An 18,908-nucleotide genomic window follows, 5' to 3' on the forward strand; every position below is an offset into this window, starting at 1 on the left:
AGCTGCGCGCCTTCCAACGGATGCATATCCTACGCTTTTATCACTGAATTGCAAGTTATTTCCTGTTGCGTGACCGCTCCCGCCAGCGTTACCCCCCTTTCGTATAGATATTCAAATTCGACACCCGCAACCTTCTAGGGCTAGGCTTAGCGCTTCAATGTGCTGGGTATTATCTATAGGGAGATAAACCATGCTGGGTATTTTGCTAGGAAGCATAGCGATCGTACTGTTAGTGGCGACGCTGATTGCACGAATTCATTTACACTGGTGGTGGATTCGCAGTTTTGAATTTCCACGCCTGCAGATCGCTTTCCTGGCTTTAACCACCTGGTTACTAGCCGTTATCTTCGTTGAGCCCGGCCCCTGGCTATGGGTAGCTCTACTCGCCTCGGGCATCACTTTACTGTTCCAGCTCTACTACATTCTGCCCTGGACGCCGCTATGGCCGGTTCAGGTAAAAGCGGCAGAAAGCAACGATTCAGATAAACGCATAACGCTGCTGATCGCCAACGTGCTGACCCCGAATCGACAGGCTCAGGCGCTGATCGATATGATCAAACAGCATCAGCCGGATATTGTACTGACCCTGGAGTCAGACCAGTGGTGGCAAGATCAGCTGGATCCTGCGCTCGCAGAGCAGTGGCCACACAGCGTCAAGATTCCGCTCGACAACCTTTACGGCATGCACCTCTACTCGCACCTGGAACTTACCGATACTTCCGTTGAGTGGCTAATACAGGACGACATTCCGTCGATTCATACCCGAGTAACGCTTGCTAACGGCGATAGCATTCGTTTTTACGCACTCCACCCACGGCCACCGGCCCCCAGTGAGAGTGAAAAATCTTTATGGCGGGATGCTGAGCTGCTGTTAGTGGGCAAACAGATCCATAAAGATCCCCGGGCAACGCTGGTCGCCGGGGATCTGAACGATGTGGCTTGGTCACGCACTACTCGGCTTTTTTGCCGCGTGGGCGGCATGCTCGACCCACGCCGTGGACGGGGTTTATTCAGCACCTTCCACGCCAAATATCCCATGTTGCGCTGGCCCCTGGATCATATCTTCGTGACCGAGCACTTTACCTTGGTTGGTATGCAGCGACTTAACTACTTCGGCTCCGACCACTTCCCGATACTGGCCACCTTTTGCTACCGCCCCTCGCGCCAAGACGAGCATGAAACGCCCGAAGCCGATGCAAAGGAGCGCAGTGAAGCCAGCGAAACAATTCAGGAAGGCAAAACCGAGCAGCAAGAAACCTGAACGAAAAGCCAACCTTAACGCTGTTTAAAGGTGTTACTCAGGGATGCCTCCCTGAGTTAACGCGGCGGGATCCAGCAGCCGCTCAAGCGTCTCACGGTCAAGATCCGTTTTCTCCTCGGCGACATCTATAATCGGCCGCCCCGCTTTGTAAGCCTCTTTGGCAATCGCCGCGGCGGCGTTGTAACCAATAGCGCCATTTAACGCCGTCACCAAGATGGGATTCCTGGCCAATGGCTCTTTCAGGCTATCTTCACGCACCTTGAAAGTGGCAATCGCACGATCGGCCAGCAGCCGTGCGGTATTACTCATCAAGCTGATTGACGTAAGTAAATTGGAAGCCACCAGCGGCAACATCACATTTAGCTGAAAGTTACCACTCTGCCCTGCGACGGTAATCGCACTATCCAGGCCGATGACCTGCGCGGCAGCCTGGGCGGCTGACTCAGGAATCACGGGGTTCACCTTCCCCGGCATAATCGAGCTGCCTGGCTGTAACGCCTCTAGCTCGATCTCACCCAACCCCGCCAGCGGGCCTGAATTCATCCAACGCAGATCGTTGGCAATTTTCATAATCACGCAGGCCAAACCTTTCAACTGCCCCGAAAGCTCTACCGCCGCATCCTGGGAAGAGAGGCTGGCAAAAAAGCTGTCATTAGGGGTGAACATCAGCCCCGTCTGTTCGCTCAGCTCTTGGGCGACCTGTTCAGCAAAACCGATAGGTGCGTTAATGCCGGTGCCAACGGCAGTTCCACCTTGAGCTAATCGGCACAGCCGTTTCATGGCGCTATCAATGCGTTCAATGGCCTGGCCTAACTGGCTTGACCATGCGCCCAGCTCTTGATCCATACGCAGCGGCATGGCATCCATGAGATGGGTACGGCCAGTTTTTACCACATGGCTTAGCTCACTGGCACGCTGGTCGATAGTACTGCGCAGGTGAACGAGGGCTGGACGTAGCGATTCATGCACGGCGATAGCAGCCGATAGATGGATGGCCGTGGGAATTACGTCATTACTGGACTGCCCCATATTGACGTGGTCGTTCGGCGTCACCTCGACGCCTTCACGGCTTGCCAGGGTCGCCAGCACTTCATTGACGTTCATATTGGTGGAGGTGCCTGAACCGGTTTGAAACACGTCGATGGGAAAGTGCTGATCATGCTTACCTGTTAATACCTCACGAGCCGCTTTTTGAATCGCCTCCCCACGCGCGCTATCAAGCCCTCCCAGGGTTTGATTAGCTCGGGCTGCCGCTAGCTTTATACGCGCGACTGCGTGGATAAAGGCTGACGGCATAGGCGAATGAGAGACAGGGAAATTATTGATTGCCCGCTGAGTTTGGGCGCCATATAGGGCTTCAGAGGGCACTTCCAATTCGCCCATGCTATCGCGTTCTATCCGTGTTGCCATTGCTCTTTCTCCCAACAGTGAGATTAACAGTGATGCCTATCTGAGCACATAACGGGTCTATCGTTCGCTGGCTAAAGCCACACTCTCTACCTTCAAGCTAGCTGTTTAGCTCATGCGGGTAAACATCTGCCTGCCACGCGGAGAGTAAATGCCAAAAACCAAATGTTGCACTGCACAAAAACAGTTGCTATGCTGCAACGCAAGATAGCTTAAAAAGCTACTCATTCAATCAGCAGCGCCAACCTCTGGATAGCTGCTTGTGCAAGAGTAAACCCAGGAGGGTATGACGATGCGTACTTTAAATACTAACGAAATGACTCAGCAGTTTGACAACATGTTTATGGCGCCAGTACGCGCATATATGGCACTGAGCATCGATTACAGCGAAAAAATGATCAACGCTCAGATGGATGCCAGCAAAGCCTATGTTGATACCGGCATTGCGCAAATGCGTCAAATGATGGACGTGAAAGATGCAGAAGGCCTGCGCAGCTATATGGAAGGTCAGCAAAAAGTGGCTAAAGAGCTGGCTGAGCGTGTTAAGGGCGATACCGATAAAGTCGTCTCTCTGCAGCAGGACTTTATCCAGAAAAGCCAGAAAATTACCGAAGACAACGTTAAGCAGGCGCAAACCGCTGCTAGCAAGATGAGTAAAACCGCTTAATCGCTTACTGAATCAGTAAGTGGGCAAGCAGTTCGTATAGAACGCCCCTGTTGGCTCTCGCCAGCAGGGGCGTTCTAGTTTGCATCTCTTTAACACACGCTTTACCAACCGAGAGCAGATTTCACAAAGGGGATCGTTAGCTTACGCTTGGCTGATAACGATGCCTTATCCAGGGTTTCCACCGCACGGCATAGCTCGCCTAGCTCCCGGGGGCCGCGATGCAAAATATAGCGCCCAACGTCATCAGGTAGTTGCATCCCTCTTACGCTGGCGCGCAGCTTTAACGCTGCTAAACGATCGTCATCATCTTCTAAGGGGTGAACATGAAACGTTACCCCCCAGGTCAGGCGGGAAGCCAAGTCCGGCAGCACCACGTTGAGCTGTCGCGGGGAGGCACTGGCTGCAATCACCAATTTCTTACCCGCATCTCTTAGCCGGTTAAAAGCGTGAAACAGCGCCTCTTCCCAGCGCTTACGGCCAATCACGCACTCCAGGTCATCAATGGCGACGAGATCCAGACGTTCGATGTCTTCCAGCATTAACGGCGGAAAGTGACCCAAATCATACAGCGGCAAGTAAAGCGCTCGCTTATCTGCATCAGACGCCGCATGACACGCCGCCTGAAGCAGATGACTACGCCCTACCCCTGGCGCACCCCACAGATAGAGAAACTGCTCACCCTCAGCGCTAAGCTGCTGTGTAAGGTGCTCTACCAGCGGCGTATTTGTACGCGCCACATAGTAGTTATCAAAGGTCGCATCATCACGCAGACCAATGCCCAAGGGAAGCTGTGCCGGTGCTCGGCTCATGGTGACTCCCGTCCATCATGATGGCCCAGCTCATCGTGGTGTGCAGAACTGACCTCAATGATTGGCGTATGGTTGTCGGTATTTTTTTCGTCGTATAACTCGCTATGCTGATAACGAACTTTTACTTCTTTTAGCAGCACTAGAATCACCGCAGCAACGGGCAGTGCCAACAATACCCCTGTTAAGCCAAACAGATTGCCACCCGCCAGCACGGCGAAGATAACCGCCACCGGATGCAGACCAATCTTATCCCCCAACAGTTTAGGCTGTAGAACCACGCTCTCGGCCATTTGACCAATACTGAACACCACAATGACGCCTAGCACTGCCCACCAGGTGGCGTACTGGAACAGAGCCACAACAAGAGCAATTACCAAGCCGACAATAAAGCCCAGGAATGGAACGATACTCACCAGTCCTGAAACAAAGCCGATCAAAAGGCCAAAATTAAGCCCCATCAGCGTTAAGCCCACCGCATAAATAATCCCTAAGCAGAGCATGACCAGCAGTTGGCCACGTAGAAACGATGACAACACTTCATCGCAGCGACGCGCCAACCGGAAAGTATCATCAGCCCATTGGCGTGGCACGAGATTGGCAATATTGGTCAGCAGACGGTTCCAGTCTAAGAGTAAATAGAAGGTCACCACGGGGATTAGCGCTACATAAGTGATCCATGAAGCAAACGCCATACCCGAACGACCAATCTGGCCTAGCGCCTGGGCTAGGTAGCCACCAGCATCGCGCCAGTTCTCGACCAGCGTCTCACGCGCATTGATTAATTCTGCGGTTAAGTCATAACCCGTCCACTCCTGCACCTGGGGTGCGAGCGTATTTTCTACCCAATTGAAGATACCCGGAATAGCTTCGCCCAGCTGTTTAAGCTGTTGTACAAGCAGCGGTATTAATATCAACAGACTCGCTACCAGAACGACCAGCAGTACTAAAAACACACTGCTCACCGCGAATGGCCGATTCATGCCCCAGCGCTGGAAACGGTTAGCCAGCGGATCAGCTAAGTAAGCGAGAATCATTCCGGCAATAAAAGGCATCAGCACCGCGTCTAACAAAAATATTAAGCCGCCTATTACCACCAAAAATAGGACACCCCACCAAGAATTCCGCATAGTTCCCTCTCAAACGTGGATTTAAACCAACCCTTCTCACTTATCGTCACTATTTTACTTGCCACTACTATTTTACTTACCACTACTATGCCGCATATAAGCAAAAGTCGCTCGTAAGCTTTTCATCATGTGCGACAGCGGTGCGGCCTGCGCCGCTGAGTGTTACAATCCGCTCCAGTTATCGTCTAGCACTGGCCATGTCGCCAGCACTACCAGCACCGCTATTTGCTTCACAGGATCTGTCATGACCGAGACTTCCTCTTCTTCGGCTACTCCTTCCCTCAGCTACAAGGACGCAGGCGTCGATATTGATGCCGGTAACGCCTTAGTTGACCGCATTAAACACGTTGCCAAGCGCACTACGCGCCCAGAAGTCATGGGCGGGCTGGGCGGCTTTGGCGCGCTATGCGAGATCCCCGCAGGCTATCGGCAGCCGGTGCTCGTCTCCGGCACCGATGGCGTCGGCACCAAACTGCGCCTGGCGATGGATCTTGGCAAGCACGACACCATTGGCATTGATTTGGTCGCTATGTGTGTCAACGATCTCATCGTGGCCGGCGCCGAACCGCTGTTATTCCTAGACTACTATGCCACGGGTAAGCTCGATGTGGATATTGCTGCTGACGTTGTCACCGGCATTGGCGCTGGTTGCGAACTGGCTGGTTGCGCCCTGGTCGGCGGCGAAACCGCCGAAATGCCGGGCATGTACGAAGGCAGCGACTACGATTTAGCGGGTTTTTGCGTAGGCGTGGTCGAGAAAGCGGACATTTTAGATGGCAGTAAGGTAGCGGAAGGCGATGTGATCTTGGGGCTTGCTTCTTCCGGGCCACACTCCAACGGCTACTCATTGATTCGTAAAATCCTTGAGGTTAGCGACGCTTCGCTAGAGACCGACATCGACGGTAAAACTCTCGGCGACGCACTGATGGCACCTACGCGCATCTATGTTAAATCGCTGCTCTCCTTAATGCGCGGTAGCGATATTGCCGTGCACGCATTATCGCACATCACCGGCGGCGGCTTGTTAGAAAACATTCCCCGCGTGCTGCCCGATAACCTCGCTGCGCATATCGATATTGCCAGCTGGCAGCGCCCCGCGGTGTTTGATTGGCTTCAGGCCAACGGCAACGTGAATGAAACAGAAATGCACCGCGTGCTCAATTGCGGTATTGGCATGGTCGTTGTAGTGCCGCAACATCAGGCAGAGCAGGCGTTGGCTCATCTGGAAGCCGAGGGCGAGTCCGTTTATCGTCTGGGCCAGATCGTTGCACGCCAAGGGGACGCCGTTATTCTGGAGAACCTCTCGGCATGACCAATACGGACTACCAGAGCGATACCATTAAAGACGTCACGCCGGAACCCCTCGGTGCGCGCCGCATTGTGGTACTTATCTCAGGCAGTGGCAGCAATCTGCAGGCGCTGATTGATGCTCAGTCCCACGACCGTCTAGGCGGTGGTGAGATTGTCGCGGTCATCTCCAATATTGCTGACGCTTATGGTTTGAAGCGCGCCCATGAAGCGGGCATAGAAGCGGTTGCGTTACCCCATCGTGAGTACGATAGCCGTGAAGCTTACGATGGCGCCTTGATCAAAGTCATTGAGCGCCACGAGCCGGATCTGATTGTACTAGCAGGCTTTATGCGCATTTTGACGCCTCGTTTTGTGCAGCGCTTCCTCGGCCGGATGCTGAATATCCACCCTTCACTGCTGCCGGCGTATCAAGGGCTCAACACTCACGCCCGTGCGCTGACAGATGGGGTTGCCAGCCATGGTTGTAGCGTTCACTTCGTTACCGAAGAGCTGGACGGTGGCCCGGTGGTACTGCAAGCGGAACTGCTGGTGACCAGTGACGACACTGCGGAAACGCTGCAAGAGAAGGTTCGCGCCCGGGAACATCTGATCTACCCGATCGCGGTGCAGTGGTTTTTGGAAGGTCGGCTGCAGTTCAGCGCCGAAGGCGCCAAGATGGATGGCCATCTGCTGCCGGAACAAGGGATGCGGCTCTCCCACGCCGACGCAGCGGAGGAGCTTGATGAAGACCTTGATGAAGAAGTCGACGAAGAGCCACAGGGCTAGAATAAGATCGTCACGGTAAGCATTAAAAAAGCGCTTTACGGGGTTCCCGTAAAGCGCTTTTTTTGTAGCAATGCACTTTCGTATGACTAGGTACGCGGCAAAGTAACACCGCGCTGGCCCATATACTTGCCGCCGCGGTCTTTATACGACGTTTCGCACACTTCATCGGACTCTAAGAACAGCATCTGAGCAACGCCCTCATGGGCATAGATTTTCGCTGGCAGATTGGTGGTGTTAGAGAACTCCAGGGTAACGTGGCCTTCCCATTCGGGCTCCAGCGGCGTCACATTAACAATAATGCCACAGCGCGCGTAGGTCGATTTCCCTAGGCAAATCGTGAGCACGTTACGGGGGATACGGAAGTACTCCACCGTACGCGCCAGCGCGAACGAGTTGGGCGGAATAATGCAGACGTCGCCTTTAATATCGACAAAGCTTTTTGCGTCGAACGCCTTGGGGTCAACTATCGCTGAGTGAATATTGGTAAAGACTTTGAATTCATCTGAGCAGCGCACGTCATAGCCATAGCTAGACGTACCGTAGGAGATCACCCGCTGGTCATTCACGTAGCGCACTTGCTCGGCTTCAAACGGCTCGATCATCGCGTCGCTTTTGGCCATGCGACGAATCCAATTATCAGATTTGATACTCATTTATTTCGTTATCACTCACTAAAGGAAATAGTTGGGCCGTCGCCTTGGTTCGCACTCACCGCCTCAGCGACTTTTTGGGCAATAGCCGCAAAGGTTTGGCTCACCGAGCCTTCAGGTTCAGACACTACGCTTGGGCGTCCCGAATCCGTTAACTCTCGGATGGAGAGCGTCAGCGGCAGCCGCCCAAGCACTTGGGTATCATACTCCTCGGCAATGCTGTCGCCACCGCCGGTGCCAAAAATCGCCGCCTCATGACCGCATTTTTCGCACTGGTAGAGGCTCATATTCTCCACCACGCCAAGCACCGGCACATTAACCTTGCGGAACATTTCGATTCCTTTACGGGCATCTAACAGCGCAATGTCCTGGGGAGTGGTCACAATCACCGCGCCAGCAACCGGTACTTTCTGGGCTAGGGTCAGCTGAATATCACCGGTACCCGGCGGCATATCGATCAGCAGAAAATCGAGGTTATCCCACTGGGTTTGCGTCAACATCTGCTGGAAGGCGCCCACCACCATTGGCCCGCGCCACACCATCGGCTCACGGGTATTGACCATAAACGCCATCGACATGGCCTGAATGCCATGGGCCTGGAGCGGCAGAAATCGGTCATTGCTGGCCGCCTGGGGGCGCGTGCCCTCTTTAACGCCAAGCATCTGTGCCTGACTGGGCCCGTAGATATCCGCATCCAGGACGCCTACTCGATAGCCCTGTGCTGATAGCGCTAATGCCAGGTTCACGGTGACGGTGGATTTTCCCACGCCCCCCTTACCCGATGCCACTGCAATAATATGCTTAACCCCATCCATTCAATGGCACTCCTCGTTTAGGCTTTTACTGTCTGAAATTAACGTTGAGTGAATGATACGCTTCACAGTCCCAATCATAAACCTACAACAAGAGGGCGGATGCCGGTTCTCCGACATCCGCCCTTAGGTTACTGGCGCGAAAGGTGCATAACTACCCTACTTTCTAGCCCCTTATTATCCAGCGTTTTGCTGAGACTCTTCACTGCCACCATCGCTGTCATTGGCGCTCTCATTTGAAGAGCTCTCATTTGAAGCGTCTTGATCTGACGAACTCTCCTCTGTTGTTAAAGAGTTTTCAGAACCGCCATTCTGTGAAGAACTGCCCTGTGAGGATGAGGTAGCCTCACTTGCGGACTGTTCCGCATCGGCCAAACGGCTATCGAGAGTCGACAGTTCATCGCGCCATTCGCTTAACTGACTCTCCAAACGCTCCAGTTGATTTTCACGCTGCTCGATATCACTCTCGACGCTGGCCACTTCTTCGCGCCCCATATCCAGAGCGACCATTACGTCATCCAGCTCACCGCGCACCTGACTCAGACTCTGCTCTTCCTCTTCGCGTAGCGCCGTTAGCGAATCAACATCATTTTGCAGCTCATCACGCTCGCTAGTGAGGGAGTCACGCTCATTTTTTAGCTCATCAAGCTCGCTTTGAGCAGCCGAGATTTCTTCTTCCAAGCCGGTTAGCTGTTCGTTGGCCTGGCTAATCTGTTCTTCAAGCGAAGATAACTCTTCTTGAGTGGCACCCAGCTCTTCAACCGCTTCTTGACGCTGCTGCTCAGCTTCCTGACGGGCAGCCTCAGCCTCCTGGCGGGCTTCTTCAGCGCTGGAACGCGCCTCCTCTACCTGCTGGAGGGCACTCTCAGCCTCATCCCGAGTACTGGTTATTTCGTCACGCTCTTCGCGCAACGCGGTCATTTCGCTCTCAGCGCTCTCTACTTGGTCATTAAGCGTGGCAACTTCTTCTTCCAGCGCAGCTCGCTCAGACTCAAGCTCTTCTAAACGGGACTCCACATCACTGACGTTACCTTGAGCACTTTCAAGCGACGAACTCGCTTCTTGCTGCTGTGCTTCCAGGGATGCCATCTCCTCCTGAAGGGCAGCTAAATTGCTTTCAGCTTCCTCGATTTCGTTAATACGCTGGCTCATTTGGCTGTTCTCTTGCTCAGCGCTGGCGAGCTGCTCTTCAAGACTATCAACGCGATCCTGGCGGGAGCCTGCATTAGACTGGGCCATAATCGCCCAAATAACCGCAATGGCAGCGATACCGGCAATGGCTTTTACCCGGTTATCTTGAAAGAGGGTTTTCATATCTGACTTTTTAGCCGGCTCTGGCTTATTGGTAGGCGGCTGGTGATCAGAGTGGTTTGCTTCCGACATTATGCGTTCCTCTATGGTCTAGGCTAACGTTTGTCCAAGCTAACGATAATCAAGTACGTAAATAATGCGCTAACCGTGGATGATCTCTCCCTTTAGCATACACAGCTCTCTGCATCTAGCCAGTCTGTTTGCAAAATCGTGTACAAATGTTTCAGAAGTGTTACCACCCGAATAGACATACCCACTGCTTAGCCTGAGGGTGGATGCTTTCCCTCATGGAAGCCTGAAGCTTCTCCATTATGCGCATCAAACCAAGCCAGTGTGGTATGCAGGGATACCACGCTGCCCACTATCATTAGCGTAGGCGGTTTAATATGACCCGCCAAGAAAGCATCAGGTAGCGCCAATAGCGTACCAACGTGGGTAAGCTGTTGGCGGGTGGTTCCCTGCTCGATAAGCGCCAGCGGTGTTTCGGGCGCCAAACCGTGCTCAATCAGCGCTTGGCTGATCACCCTAACGCTGCCCAGCCCCATATAAAACACCAAGGTTTGCCCAGGCCGCGCTAGCGCATCCCAGTCAAGTTCACACTCACCCTGCTGCAAATGCCCGGTGACAAAACGCACCGACTGGGCGTGATCGCGATGGGTTAAGGGAATCCCTGCATACGCGGCGCAGCCTGAGGCTGCGGTCACCCCTGGAATCACTTCCACGCTCACTTGCGCCGCCACCAACGCCTCAAGCTCTTCTCCGCCGCGGCCAAAAATAAACGGATCACCGCCTTTCAAGCGCACGACGCGCTTACCCTGGTGAGCCCACTTCACAAGCGCTTGATTAATGCCCTCTTGGGGGACGCTGTGCAGCGAGCGTGCTTTACCCACATAAAATCGCTGCGCCTCGCTGGGTATAAAGGCGACAATTTCATCGCTAACCAAGCGGTCATAAAGCACCACTTCAGCGGACTGAAGGCGCTTATACGCTTTTAGCGTTAACAACTCCGGATCGCCAGGGCCTGCGCCCACTAAACTGACCAAGCCGTATGGCTGAGACGTTTGCTCTCGTCCTGCTTCCAAGAAACCACCCCAGGAATAAAAAAGATTTTTGATATGCAAAAAAGTAATTAATTTTACCACTAAATGCCAATAACGCCTTGCCAGTTGCTTAGAATACAATCGAATATATATAAATAAAGAACATATATATTCTAAAAAAATATAGATAATAGCCATTTTGTCTGTAATGGCTTACATCCTGATTACGTATTTAGGGCTAATCTTCACGATCGAATTTAAATTGGCATATGTTTGGAGATTCACGCATGCCCGTGAATGATATAGATGCACCTCAGCGAGTCAGTGCAGACCACCTTGTACCCCACATACCTGGCGTTATCTTTCGGTTTCACCGTGCGCGCAATGGTCACATGCGGTTTCCCTATTTGGAGGGTGGCGGCGTGGCTCTCAAACATATTGACCGCGATCTACTCGCTGAAAATGCTGGCCAGTTAATTGAACAACTGACCGGCAGCGACCACCCCAAGATAATGTCCGCGATCGAGCGCTCGGCCCGTTGGATGCTGCCTCTCGCCACACGCTTTCGGTTACCGTTTCCAAAAGACAAACCTCACTGGATCGCGGTGAGTGCCAAACCAACGCCCGTCGCGGATGGCGTGCAGTGGAACGGCATAATGATGGACATTAGCGATCAAGTCAGCGAAGAGCAGCGGCTTCGCAAACTATGCGATACCGACCCCCTGACGCAACTGCCCAATCGGCGCAAACTGATGATGCACTTGACCCATGTTGCATCCCTTAGCACCCGTCACGGCACACCGCTCTCTATCATGATGATCGATATCGATCATTTTAAGCGCCTTAATGACCGATGGGGCCATCTGCATGGGGATGATGTACTTAAACAGTTAGCGACGCACACCCAGTCGCTACTGCGCTGTGAAGATATGGTAGCTAGGCTGGGAGGAGAAGAGTTCATGGTCGTGCTGCCGCTCACGCCGCTGCAGCAATGCCATGCACTTGCCGATCGCTTGCGCCAGGCCATCAGTGTGCGCGACTTCGGCATGGGGTCAGGCCAAGTGACGTTAAGTATTGGGGTAGCCGAATATCGCTGCGGCGAACCCCTAACTAGCCTGATTGAGCGAGCCGACCAAGCGCTGTATAGCGCCAAAGACGTTGGTCGCGACTGCGTTTGCCATCTACGCTAAAGGGAAATCCCCAAGCGCAGGAGCCCAACGATGACCACGCTAGCCAACGCTATTTGTGAACCGTGTGGCAAAGATGCTCAACCGCTAAGCAAAGATGAAGCCCAAGAGCGGCTAAAAAGCCTCAGCCAGTGGCAGATTGTCGAGCACGATGGCATCATGAAGCTGTCACGAAGTTTTAAATTCCGTGACTTTGCCAGCGCTATGGCGTTTACCCAGAGCGTTGGCGAGATTGCCGAGCAGGCTGGCCATCACCCCGTTATTGTGACTGAGTGGGGCAAAGCCACCGTCACGTGGTGGTCTCATGCTATAAAAGGCCTGCATCTTAATGATTTCATTCTTGCCGCCAGAACCGACGAGGTAGCCGAATAAATGTTTGAGCATATTGAGCGAGTCCCAGGAGACGCCATTCTCGGGCTGATCGAAGCTTTCAAAAAAGATACCAATCCGCAAAAAGTGGATCTAGGTGTTGGTGTTTACCGCGACACCCAGGGCAATACGCCGGTAATGCGCGCCGTTAAGGAAGCAGAAGCTCGCCTGCTCAAGAATGAAACGACGAAAACCTATATCGGTTCTCACGGCGCCCCCAGCTATGGTGAAGTCGTGCTTCCCATGGTATTCGGCGCCGAGTCACCGGTACTCAAGGCCAACCGTGCCAGCGCTACCCAGTCGCCTGGCGGTACCGGCGCTCTGCGCTTGGCTGCTGACTTCATCTCGACACAGCTGCCGGGCAAAGGTATCTGGGTCAGCGACCCAACCTGGCCCAACCACCACGGAATTTTCACCGCGGCGGGCATTGCACTGCACAAATACCCCTATGTAGACCCCGACAACCGTCTGGACTTTGACGGTATGCGGGCAGCGCTAAAAAGCATCCCTGAAGGCGATGTGGTGGTACTCCACGCCTGCTGCCACAACCCGACCGGGTTTGATCTTTCCCACGCCCAATGGCAGGAAGTGCTGGAAATTGTCCGTGAACGCAAGCTACTGCCGTTGATCGACTTTGCCTATCAGGGCTTTGGCGAAGGCCTGGATGAGGATGCTTACGGCGTTCGCCTGCTGGCAGAAAACCTCGACGAAGCGATCATCACCAGCTCCTGCTCCAAGAACTTCGGTATTTATTGCGAGCGTACCGGTTGTTTAATCATGGTGGCAAAAGACAGTGAGCAGATGGATAACATTCGCTCACAGGTCGCGATCGTTGCCCGGGAAAACTACTCCAACCCGCCTGCTCACGGTGGCGCTATCGTCAGCGAGATTCTCCACGACCCAGAGCTAACTGCGCTATGGCGCGAAGAGCTCACCGAAATGCGCGACCGGATTAACACCCTGCGTCGCGACTTCGTAGAAGCACTTAAGCCCTACGGGCTGGATGAAAAGTACGCCTGCGTAGCAGAGCAGCGAGGCATGTTCTCCTACACCGGCTTAACGCCGGAGCAGGTGGATCGTCTACGCGATGAGTTTGGCATCTACATGGTGCGCTCAGGCCGCGCCAACGTAGCAGGCTTCTCCCATGAAAACCTGCCCTACCTGGCCAAAGCGATCGCCGCTGTCAACGACTAGGTAACGTCCGAGCACTTAACAGGTACTACCGCACTACAAACGCCCAGGTCTTCCTGGGCGTTTTTGTGTGCTGAGCGTTTTTGCGTACCGGGCACTTGACCGATCAGTCAACACTTCGGCACACTCAGCGTTGCCTTGTATACAACACACCATAATCAAGAGGCTTATCATGGCGGCTGCCAACACCCACTACCCCTGGTATAAAAAAGAAGATACTGACGCGTTCTTCGCCCTGTTTCAAAACAACATTGCCAACTTTGTGATTATCGCCATCACTATGCTGGGCATGGGCTTTCCCTCCTCCATTGTCTATGGGCAAGTGCTGCCAGGTGCTGCGGTAGCGGTAATGGTGGGTAACTTCTACTATGCGTGGAGCGCGGCAAGGCTAGCCCGCAAGGAGAATCGCAGCGATGTGACGGCGCTCTCATACGGCATCTCAACACCGGTGATGTTCGTATTTCTGTTCGGTGTGTTACTCCCCGCCAAACAGCTCACCGGCGATGCAGAAATGGCCTGGAAAGTAGCGGTGGCTGCCTGCTTTATTAGCGGCGCCATTGAAGCCGCGATCAGCGCGATTGGCCGCTGGGTGCAGTATCACCTGCCGCGTGCCGCCATGCTGGGCGCCGTTGCCGGGGTCGCCCTGACCTTTATCGCCGGTGAAATGCTGTTTAAAACGTTGGAAATGCCGGTTATTGGCCTGCTGGTGTTAGCAATCATTATTGTTGGTCTGGTCGCACGAGTGAGTATGCCGTTTAAACTGCCCACTTCACTCTTTGCCATCATCATTGGTACCGCCATGGCTTATTTGATTGGCGATGCCGGCACCGAACGCTTTAGCGATGCCTTTACCCACCTGGGCTTTTATCCGCTGCTTCCCAATCTCGCTTGGTTCGAAGGGCTGGGGTTACTGCTGACCAGTATGCTCGCGGTACTCACCGTGGTGCTGCCAATCACGCTCTATAACGCCATTGAGACCATGAACAATGTAGAGGCGATGGAAGCCGCGGGCGATAAGTACGATGTACGCGAGTGTCAGGCAGTCGATGGTGCAGGCACCATGATTGGCGCACTGTTTGGCGGCGTCTTTCCCACCACGGTTTATATAGCGACAGTGGGGGCCAAGTGGATGGGCGCAGGCCGAGGCTACAGCCTGCTCAACGGTGCGGTATATGCGCTGGCCACCATGTTTGGCTTAATCGCCGCCCTGGCCGCCATCATTCCCGTTTCCGTGGTCGCGCCTATTTTGGTCTTTGTTGGTATGTCGATGATAGCCACCGCGTTTCAAGCCAACGACACGCGCTACTACCCTGCCGTAGCGCTGGCCATGCTGCCCTACTTCGCCAACTACGTAATGACGCGCTTTAACCGCGGGGCGGGCGAGGTAGTCACCGACATTTCCAGCGCCATTGTGGTGATGGGCCAAGGCGCCATGTTCATGGCTATACTGCTCGGCGCGATGACTGTCTCGGTAATTGATCATCAGTTTAAACGCGCCGCCGCCTTTGCGGCGATTGCGGCGGGCTTTTCGTTTTTTGGCCTAATGCACGCACCGAAACTATCACTCAATGCCGCCCCTGAGTTCGTGATGGGCTACCTGGGTATGGCGTTGCTATTTATCTACTTCTCTTTTCAGGAAGCTGGGCACCGGCGTTAATTGACGAATCCCGCCTGCCGATGCGGGCGGGAGAGAATACGCCGCAGGACTTGCCATGCCATCAAGCCTGCCAGCAGGTTACCCACAGCGGCGCCTGCCGCAAGCCCCCACCAGCCGAACAACTGCGAGCCCAGCCACAAACAGGGCAAATAGCAAATAAACAGCCGTGCGCTGGATAACAGCATCGCTCGCAGCGGCCAACCTAGGGCGTTCCCCGCCGAAACCACGATCATACAGACGCCCAGCGCTGCGTAGCTGGGCAGCAGAAAGCGGATGAGCAGCGTCAACTCACTCTGCACCTCAGGATTACCCGCTAAGGCCTTGGCCAACCAGGGGGCTCCCAGGGCCAGCAGTACGCCGAGACTGAGCTGCCAAACCAGTGCCACTTTTATCGCCAAGCGCATAAGCTGCTGAATCTGCGCCCAATCACCGGCACCATAGCAGCGACCTAACCACGGCGGTAGCGACATGGTCATGGCCAGAATGGCCATCAGCGAAAGCGTTTCCAAACGGCTCGCCAAGCCCCAAGCCGCCACTTCACTTTCACCCAGCGCAGCCACCACTGAGATAGCCAGCATCGCTGCCAAGGGCGGCATTAATTGGCTGACCATCGCTGGGGCGGCAATGCCTGTAAATGGGCGCCAGGAGTGCTTTGCCTCTAGCCACAGCCCCTGCCGTGATGCCCACTGGCGTTTGAACAGTTTACGCGTCGTCACCATCAGCCCCACTGTAAAGGCAATGACGGTTGCCCAGGCAGCGCCGGGCAACCCCCAGCCCTGCCAATCGCCGACCCCAAAAATCAGCAGAGGATCGAGCGCAAGGTTAACAAAGCTACTCAGCACCATCATCTTGCCCGGCAACCGGGTATCCCCATGGGCACGAAAGACGCTATAACTGAAATAGAGCAGCGCCCCCAGCCACGCGGATAACAGCTGCGGCCCCCAGTAGATATAGATATATGAGAGCGTGGCCGCATCGGCACCCAGCAGACGAAAAATGGGCACATGGAATAGCCACAGAGCGATCGCCAATAGACCGATTACTCCACCGCCAGCCATTAACACCAAACTGCTTAAGCGCCTCGCCCGCTCGCCTTCTCCTGCACCTAGCGCCCGGGAAATCAGCGCGGCAATGGCAATACCCATGCCTACCTGAATACCGATAATCAGGAAGGAGAGCGGAAAGGTGAACGACTGAGCGGCGAGCTGAGCAGTTCCTAAACGGGCAATAAAGGCGCTATCAACAAGTTGAAAACCCAATAGTGCCAACACCCCGATGGCCATAGGCCAGGTTTGACGCCATAGGGTTATTGCCAACTCCCGTTGCTGCATCACCATTGCCAAATCAACTCTCCTGTTTTCACCTTAAACACAAAAAACGCCACCACCCCTCGCAGGGTGGTGGCGTTTAATTAAACCGACGCTTTACTGACGAATACCTTCAAACGTCACGTATAGCTCAAGCTCATGCATGGATTCAGGGAAATCGCTCATGTCGATACCATAATCACCCAGGGTCAGCGTGGTGCTACCCTCAAAGCCAGCGCGGTAGTTGCCCCAAGGGTCATCGCCCTCACCCATCAGCGTCACCGGCATTTCAATTTCCTGGGTTTCGCCGTGCAGGGTTAAATCCCCCGTCAGCACACCTTCACTGTCGCCGGTGGACTCAAAGCCGGTTGATGTAAAGGTAGCCGTCGGAAACTCGCTAGCATTGAGGAAGTCATCGCTTAAGATGTGACGATCGCGCTCAGCATGGTTGCTGGTCAGGCTATTAACCTGCACTTCGATTTCGGCAGAAGAAGCATCCAAATCTTCTGGATCGTAAGCAAACTGGCCCTCGAACTCTTCGAAGCTACCCAGAATGTAAGAGAAGCCCAGGTGAGAAATTTTGAATTGAATAAAGGCGTGCTGGCCTTCGGTGTCAATTTGGTAATCAGCTGCCTGGGCTTGGCTCAAAGGTACCAGCGCTGCGGCGGCAATCGCAGAGGCAAATGCAGTCTTCTTTAACATAATCAACAACTCCTTGGGTTACTTAATAAACACCGTGACAGGCGGATACCACCTTCACAGCGGTCAAAACGAATCGACATTACTACTTTGGATCATTATGCATGCTGTAAGCTGGATTAAGCATACGCATCAGCGTTGCGTGCTTGTCTAGCCAGTGATGCTTGAGCGCTGCAAGCGCATGTCCACCGGCCAGAATCATTAGCGCCAAAGCGCTGTACCAATGGATATCACCCGCCACACTTGCCTGATTAGGCAGGTCATATAAGAGCGCGGGCACTTCAAACCAACCAAATACACTGATACCACGGCCATCGGCGGTAGAGATCAAGTAGCCGCTCACCATGACACCTAATACAAGCACATAAAGAGCAATATGACCGAGATGAGCGGCAATAGTTTCTAAACGGCTACCCTCTGCACGGGGTGTCGGCTGGATAAAGCGCCACACCAAGCGCGCCAGGGTGGCAAACAGCAGCAGGATTCCAATGGAGCGGTGCACCCAAGGCCCCTGATTATACCAAGGGTCGTAATAGCCCAGATCGGTCATCCACCAGCCCAACGCAAACAGGCCGATAATGGTCAGCGCGCTTAGCCAGTGGAATAGGATACTGATCAATCCCCATCCGCTGCGACTGTTCCGCAACATTGTGCTATTCCTCATTTTAGCTATGACTACTTCTTATCTATGACTGCTGCTTGTCTATTACTGCTTCGGCTTCGCCAGCTCGCTTACTAGATTCTGGATTACGCTATTCATCCACGCCTAGAACCTTACCGCTATAGGCTACTGAAAACCTCTGAAAAAAGCAGAATATTTCATTCGTAAAAACCATTGAATAAGCAGCTAATGATTTTTACGCGACGCCTTTCTAAAAAGACGACCAACACATTCATTCTATAAAATCGAACAAAAAAAGCAAATTTAATCAATTTTATCATTTTATTTGCGCGCTTAATATTAGCGCATGTCCTAAGAGACATTGTGCAACGATCTCAAAAGCTGCACACAAATTTTCCATTAGAGAGCGCCAATCATGAAAAAAATCACCCTTATCACCGCTATTGCCATGACATTAACTTCTACTGCCGTTCTAGCTGAACAGGGATCTGGCGAACTTAACCAGATTGTTCACTCTAGCTCTTCAGCGAACCACAGCACTAACTCTTTGTATATGACGCCGGCTGATTTGCCTTTGGTCAACGGCGGTGCAGAGAAAAACAGCGTTGCGGCACCAAGCTCGGATATCGATCACTCAGCCAGTAATGAAGACGAGATTGCGCTGTCAGACTTGCCCCACCGCAACGCTTCATAAAACACATAATGGTTCTTTGCTT

Annotated in this window: 19 protein-coding genes; 9 read left to right on the forward strand and 10 right to left on the reverse strand. The window is 53.6% G+C overall.

The annotated features are described in order from the left end of the window. The first annotated feature begins 190 nt into the window (after positions 1-190). Positions 191-1,261 carry an endonuclease/exonuclease/phosphatase family protein gene (locus tag ACFIOZ_RS11980; RefSeq protein ID WP_386077866.1) on the forward strand — a complete coding sequence of 357 codons (1,071 nt, stop codon included), beginning with the start codon at positions 191-193 and terminating at the stop codon, positions 1,259-1,261. Positions 1,262-1,294: 33 nt separating this feature from the next. Here ACFIOZ_RS11980 and ACFIOZ_RS11985 read toward each other — a convergent pair whose 3' ends face one another. After that, on the reverse strand, positions 1,295-2,671 hold the full coding sequence (locus ACFIOZ_RS11985) for a class II fumarate hydratase (RefSeq protein ID WP_386077868.1): 1,377 nt from the start codon (positions 2,669-2,671) through the stop codon (positions 1,295-1,297). Positions 2,672-2,960: 289 nt separating this feature from the next. On the opposite strand from ACFIOZ_RS11985, the gene ACFIOZ_RS11990 reads away from it, so the two are divergent. Beyond that, positions 2,961-3,335, forward strand: coding sequence for a phasin family protein (locus ACFIOZ_RS11990; RefSeq protein WP_386077870.1), 375 nt, complete (start codon positions 2,961-2,963; stop codon positions 3,333-3,335). A gap of 101 nt (positions 3,336-3,436) precedes the next feature. On the opposite strand, the gene hda is transcribed toward ACFIOZ_RS11990, so the two are convergent. Beyond that, on the reverse strand, positions 3,437-4,144 hold the full coding sequence (gene hda, locus ACFIOZ_RS11995; RefSeq protein ID WP_386077872.1) for a DnaA regulatory inactivator Hda: 708 nt from the start codon (positions 4,142-4,144) through the stop codon (positions 3,437-3,439). Then, positions 4,141-5,271 (reverse strand): AI-2E family transporter, encoded by a 1,131-nt coding sequence (locus ACFIOZ_RS12000; RefSeq protein WP_386077875.1) that lies wholly within the window; start codon positions 5,269-5,271, stop codon positions 4,141-4,143. Before ACFIOZ_RS12000 ends, hda begins: the two co-directional genes overlap by 4 nt. A 244-nt stretch (positions 5,272-5,515) precedes the next feature. Between ACFIOZ_RS12000 and purM the strand changes: the two genes are divergently transcribed. Together purM and purN are read left to right on the forward strand one after the other, a co-directional pair. Next, positions 5,516-6,583, forward strand: a complete 1,068-nt coding sequence (gene purM, locus ACFIOZ_RS12005) for a phosphoribosylformylglycinamidine cyclo-ligase (protein ID WP_386077877.1) — start codon at positions 5,516-5,518, stop codon at positions 6,581-6,583. Continuing rightward, on the forward strand, positions 6,580-7,347 hold the full coding sequence (purN, locus tag ACFIOZ_RS12010) for a phosphoribosylglycinamide formyltransferase (protein ID WP_386077880.1): 768 nt from the start codon (positions 6,580-6,582) through the stop codon (positions 7,345-7,347). The genes purM and purN overlap by 4 nt, the downstream gene beginning before the upstream one ends. An 86-nt stretch (positions 7,348-7,433) precedes the next feature. On the opposite strand, the gene dcd is transcribed toward purN, so the two are convergent. From dcd to cobA, 4 genes are all read right to left on the reverse strand, one after another. Further along, a complete protein-coding gene (dcd, locus tag ACFIOZ_RS12015) occupies positions 7,434-8,000 on the reverse strand; it encodes a dCTP deaminase (protein WP_035579668.1) in 567 nt (188 codons plus the stop codon). Positions 8,001-8,011: 11 nt separating this feature from the next. Beyond that, positions 8,012-8,812, reverse strand: coding sequence for an iron-sulfur cluster carrier protein ApbC (gene apbC / locus ACFIOZ_RS12020; protein WP_386077884.1), 801 nt, complete (start codon positions 8,810-8,812; stop codon positions 8,012-8,014). Positions 8,813-8,986: 174 nt separating this feature from the next. Next, complete coding sequence (locus ACFIOZ_RS12025; RefSeq protein ID WP_386077887.1) at positions 8,987-10,192, reverse strand: kinesin; 1,206 nt, start codon at positions 10,190-10,192, stop codon at positions 8,987-8,989. A gap of 188 nt (positions 10,193-10,380) precedes the next feature. Continuing rightward, positions 10,381-11,202, reverse strand: coding sequence for a uroporphyrinogen-III C-methyltransferase (gene cobA / locus ACFIOZ_RS12030; protein WP_386077889.1), 822 nt, complete (start codon positions 11,200-11,202; stop codon positions 10,381-10,383). A gap of 245 nt (positions 11,203-11,447) precedes the next feature. On the opposite strand from cobA, the gene ACFIOZ_RS12035 reads away from it, so the two are divergent. The 4 genes from ACFIOZ_RS12035 to ACFIOZ_RS12050 all read left to right on the forward strand — a co-directional run bounded on the left by ACFIOZ_RS12035 (position 11,448) and on the right by ACFIOZ_RS12050 (position 15,564). Continuing rightward, positions 11,448-12,350: a GGDEF domain-containing protein gene (locus ACFIOZ_RS12035; RefSeq protein WP_386077892.1), complete on the forward strand. Its 903-nt coding sequence runs from the start codon at positions 11,448-11,450 to the stop codon at positions 12,348-12,350. 30 nt (positions 12,351-12,380) lie between these two features. After that, complete coding sequence (locus tag ACFIOZ_RS12040) at positions 12,381-12,719, forward strand: 4a-hydroxytetrahydrobiopterin dehydratase (RefSeq protein WP_386077895.1); 339 nt, start codon at positions 12,381-12,383, stop codon at positions 12,717-12,719. Beyond that, complete coding sequence (locus tag ACFIOZ_RS12045; protein ID WP_386077897.1) at positions 12,720-13,910, forward strand: aromatic amino acid transaminase; 1,191 nt, start codon at positions 12,720-12,722, stop codon at positions 13,908-13,910. Positions 13,911-14,079: 169 nt separating this feature from the next. Next, positions 14,080-15,564, forward strand: coding sequence for an NCS2 family permease (locus ACFIOZ_RS12050; RefSeq protein WP_386077899.1), 1,485 nt, complete (start codon positions 14,080-14,082; stop codon positions 15,562-15,564). Here the strand turns inward: ACFIOZ_RS12050 and ACFIOZ_RS12055 are convergent. The 3 genes from ACFIOZ_RS12055 to ACFIOZ_RS12065 form a co-directional block, all read right to left on the reverse strand. Next, complete coding sequence (locus ACFIOZ_RS12055; protein WP_386084066.1) at positions 15,561-16,901, reverse strand: MATE family efflux transporter; 1,341 nt, start codon at positions 16,899-16,901, stop codon at positions 15,561-15,563. The two genes, ACFIOZ_RS12050 and ACFIOZ_RS12055, sit on opposite strands and share 4 nt — an antisense overlap. A gap of 87 nt (positions 16,902-16,988) precedes the next feature. Next, entirely contained in the window at positions 16,989-17,573 is a 585-nt protein-coding gene (locus ACFIOZ_RS12060) for a YceI family protein (protein WP_386077902.1), read from the reverse strand. 82 nt (positions 17,574-17,655) lie between these two features. Then, entirely contained in the window at positions 17,656-18,219 is a 564-nt protein-coding gene (locus ACFIOZ_RS12065; RefSeq protein WP_386077904.1) for a cytochrome b, read from the reverse strand. 388 nt (positions 18,220-18,607) lie between these two features. Here ACFIOZ_RS12065 and ACFIOZ_RS12070 point away from each other — a divergent pair, with 388 nt between their 5' ends. Next, positions 18,608-18,886: a hypothetical protein gene (locus ACFIOZ_RS12070; RefSeq protein ID WP_386077907.1), complete on the forward strand. Its 279-nt coding sequence runs from the start codon at positions 18,608-18,610 to the stop codon at positions 18,884-18,886. The last annotated feature ends 22 nt before the right edge of the window (positions 18,887-18,908 follow it).

It is taken from the genome of Vreelandella sp. F11 (assembly GCF_042466685.1).
In the GTDB taxonomy this organism is placed as follows: domain Bacteria; phylum Pseudomonadota; class Gammaproteobacteria; order Pseudomonadales; family Halomonadaceae; genus Vreelandella.

Bases quoted from the DNA above. Each gene is read 5' to 3' on its own strand.
- ACFIOZ_RS12000 (WP_386077875.1), bottom strand. From the start codon at position 5,271: ATGCGGAATTCTTGGTGGGGTGTCCTATTTTTGGTGGTAATAGGCGGC.
- ACFIOZ_RS12060 (WP_386077902.1), bottom strand. From the start codon at position 17,573: ATGTTAAAGAAGACTGCATTTGCCTCTGCGATTGCCGCCGCAGCGCTG.
- ACFIOZ_RS12025 (WP_386077887.1), bottom strand. From the start codon at position 10,192: ATGTCGGAAGCAAACCACTCTGATCACCAGCCGCCTACCAATAAGCCA.
- ACFIOZ_RS12050 (WP_386077899.1), top strand. From the start codon at position 14,080: ATGGCGGCTGCCAACACCCACTACCCCTGGTATAAAAAAGAAGATACT.
- purM (WP_386077877.1), top strand. From the start codon at position 5,516: ATGACCGAGACTTCCTCTTCTTCGGCTACTCCTTCCCTCAGCTACAAG.
- dcd (WP_035579668.1), bottom strand. From the start codon at position 8,000: ATGAGTATCAAATCTGATAATTGGATTCGTCGCATGGCCAAAAGCGAC.
- purN (WP_386077880.1), top strand. From the start codon at position 6,580: ATGACCAATACGGACTACCAGAGCGATACCATTAAAGACGTCACGCCG.
- ACFIOZ_RS12065 (WP_386077904.1), bottom strand. From the start codon at position 18,219: ATGTTGCGGAACAGTCGCAGCGGATGGGGATTGATCAGTATCCTATTC.
- hda (WP_386077872.1), bottom strand. From the start codon at position 4,144: ATGAGCCGAGCACCGGCACAGCTTCCCTTGGGCATTGGTCTGCGTGAT.
- ACFIOZ_RS11985 (WP_386077868.1), bottom strand. From the start codon at position 2,671: ATGGCAACACGGATAGAACGCGATAGCATGGGCGAATTGGAAGTGCCC.
- ACFIOZ_RS12035 (WP_386077892.1), top strand. From the start codon at position 11,448: ATGCCCGTGAATGATATAGATGCACCTCAGCGAGTCAGTGCAGACCAC.
- ACFIOZ_RS12055 (WP_386084066.1), bottom strand. From the start codon at position 16,901: ATGGTGATGCAGCAACGGGAGTTGGCAATAACCCTATGGCGTCAAACC.
- ACFIOZ_RS12040 (WP_386077895.1), top strand. From the start codon at position 12,381: ATGACCACGCTAGCCAACGCTATTTGTGAACCGTGTGGCAAAGATGCT.
- ACFIOZ_RS12045 (WP_386077897.1), top strand. From the start codon at position 12,720: ATGTTTGAGCATATTGAGCGAGTCCCAGGAGACGCCATTCTCGGGCTG.
- apbC (WP_386077884.1), bottom strand. From the start codon at position 8,812: ATGGATGGGGTTAAGCATATTATTGCAGTGGCATCGGGTAAGGGGGGC.
- ACFIOZ_RS12070 (WP_386077907.1), top strand. From the start codon at position 18,608: ATGAAAAAAATCACCCTTATCACCGCTATTGCCATGACATTAACTTCT.
- ACFIOZ_RS11990 (WP_386077870.1), top strand. From the start codon at position 2,961: ATGCGTACTTTAAATACTAACGAAATGACTCAGCAGTTTGACAACATG.
- ACFIOZ_RS11980 (WP_386077866.1), top strand. From the start codon at position 191: ATGCTGGGTATTTTGCTAGGAAGCATAGCGATCGTACTGTTAGTGGCG.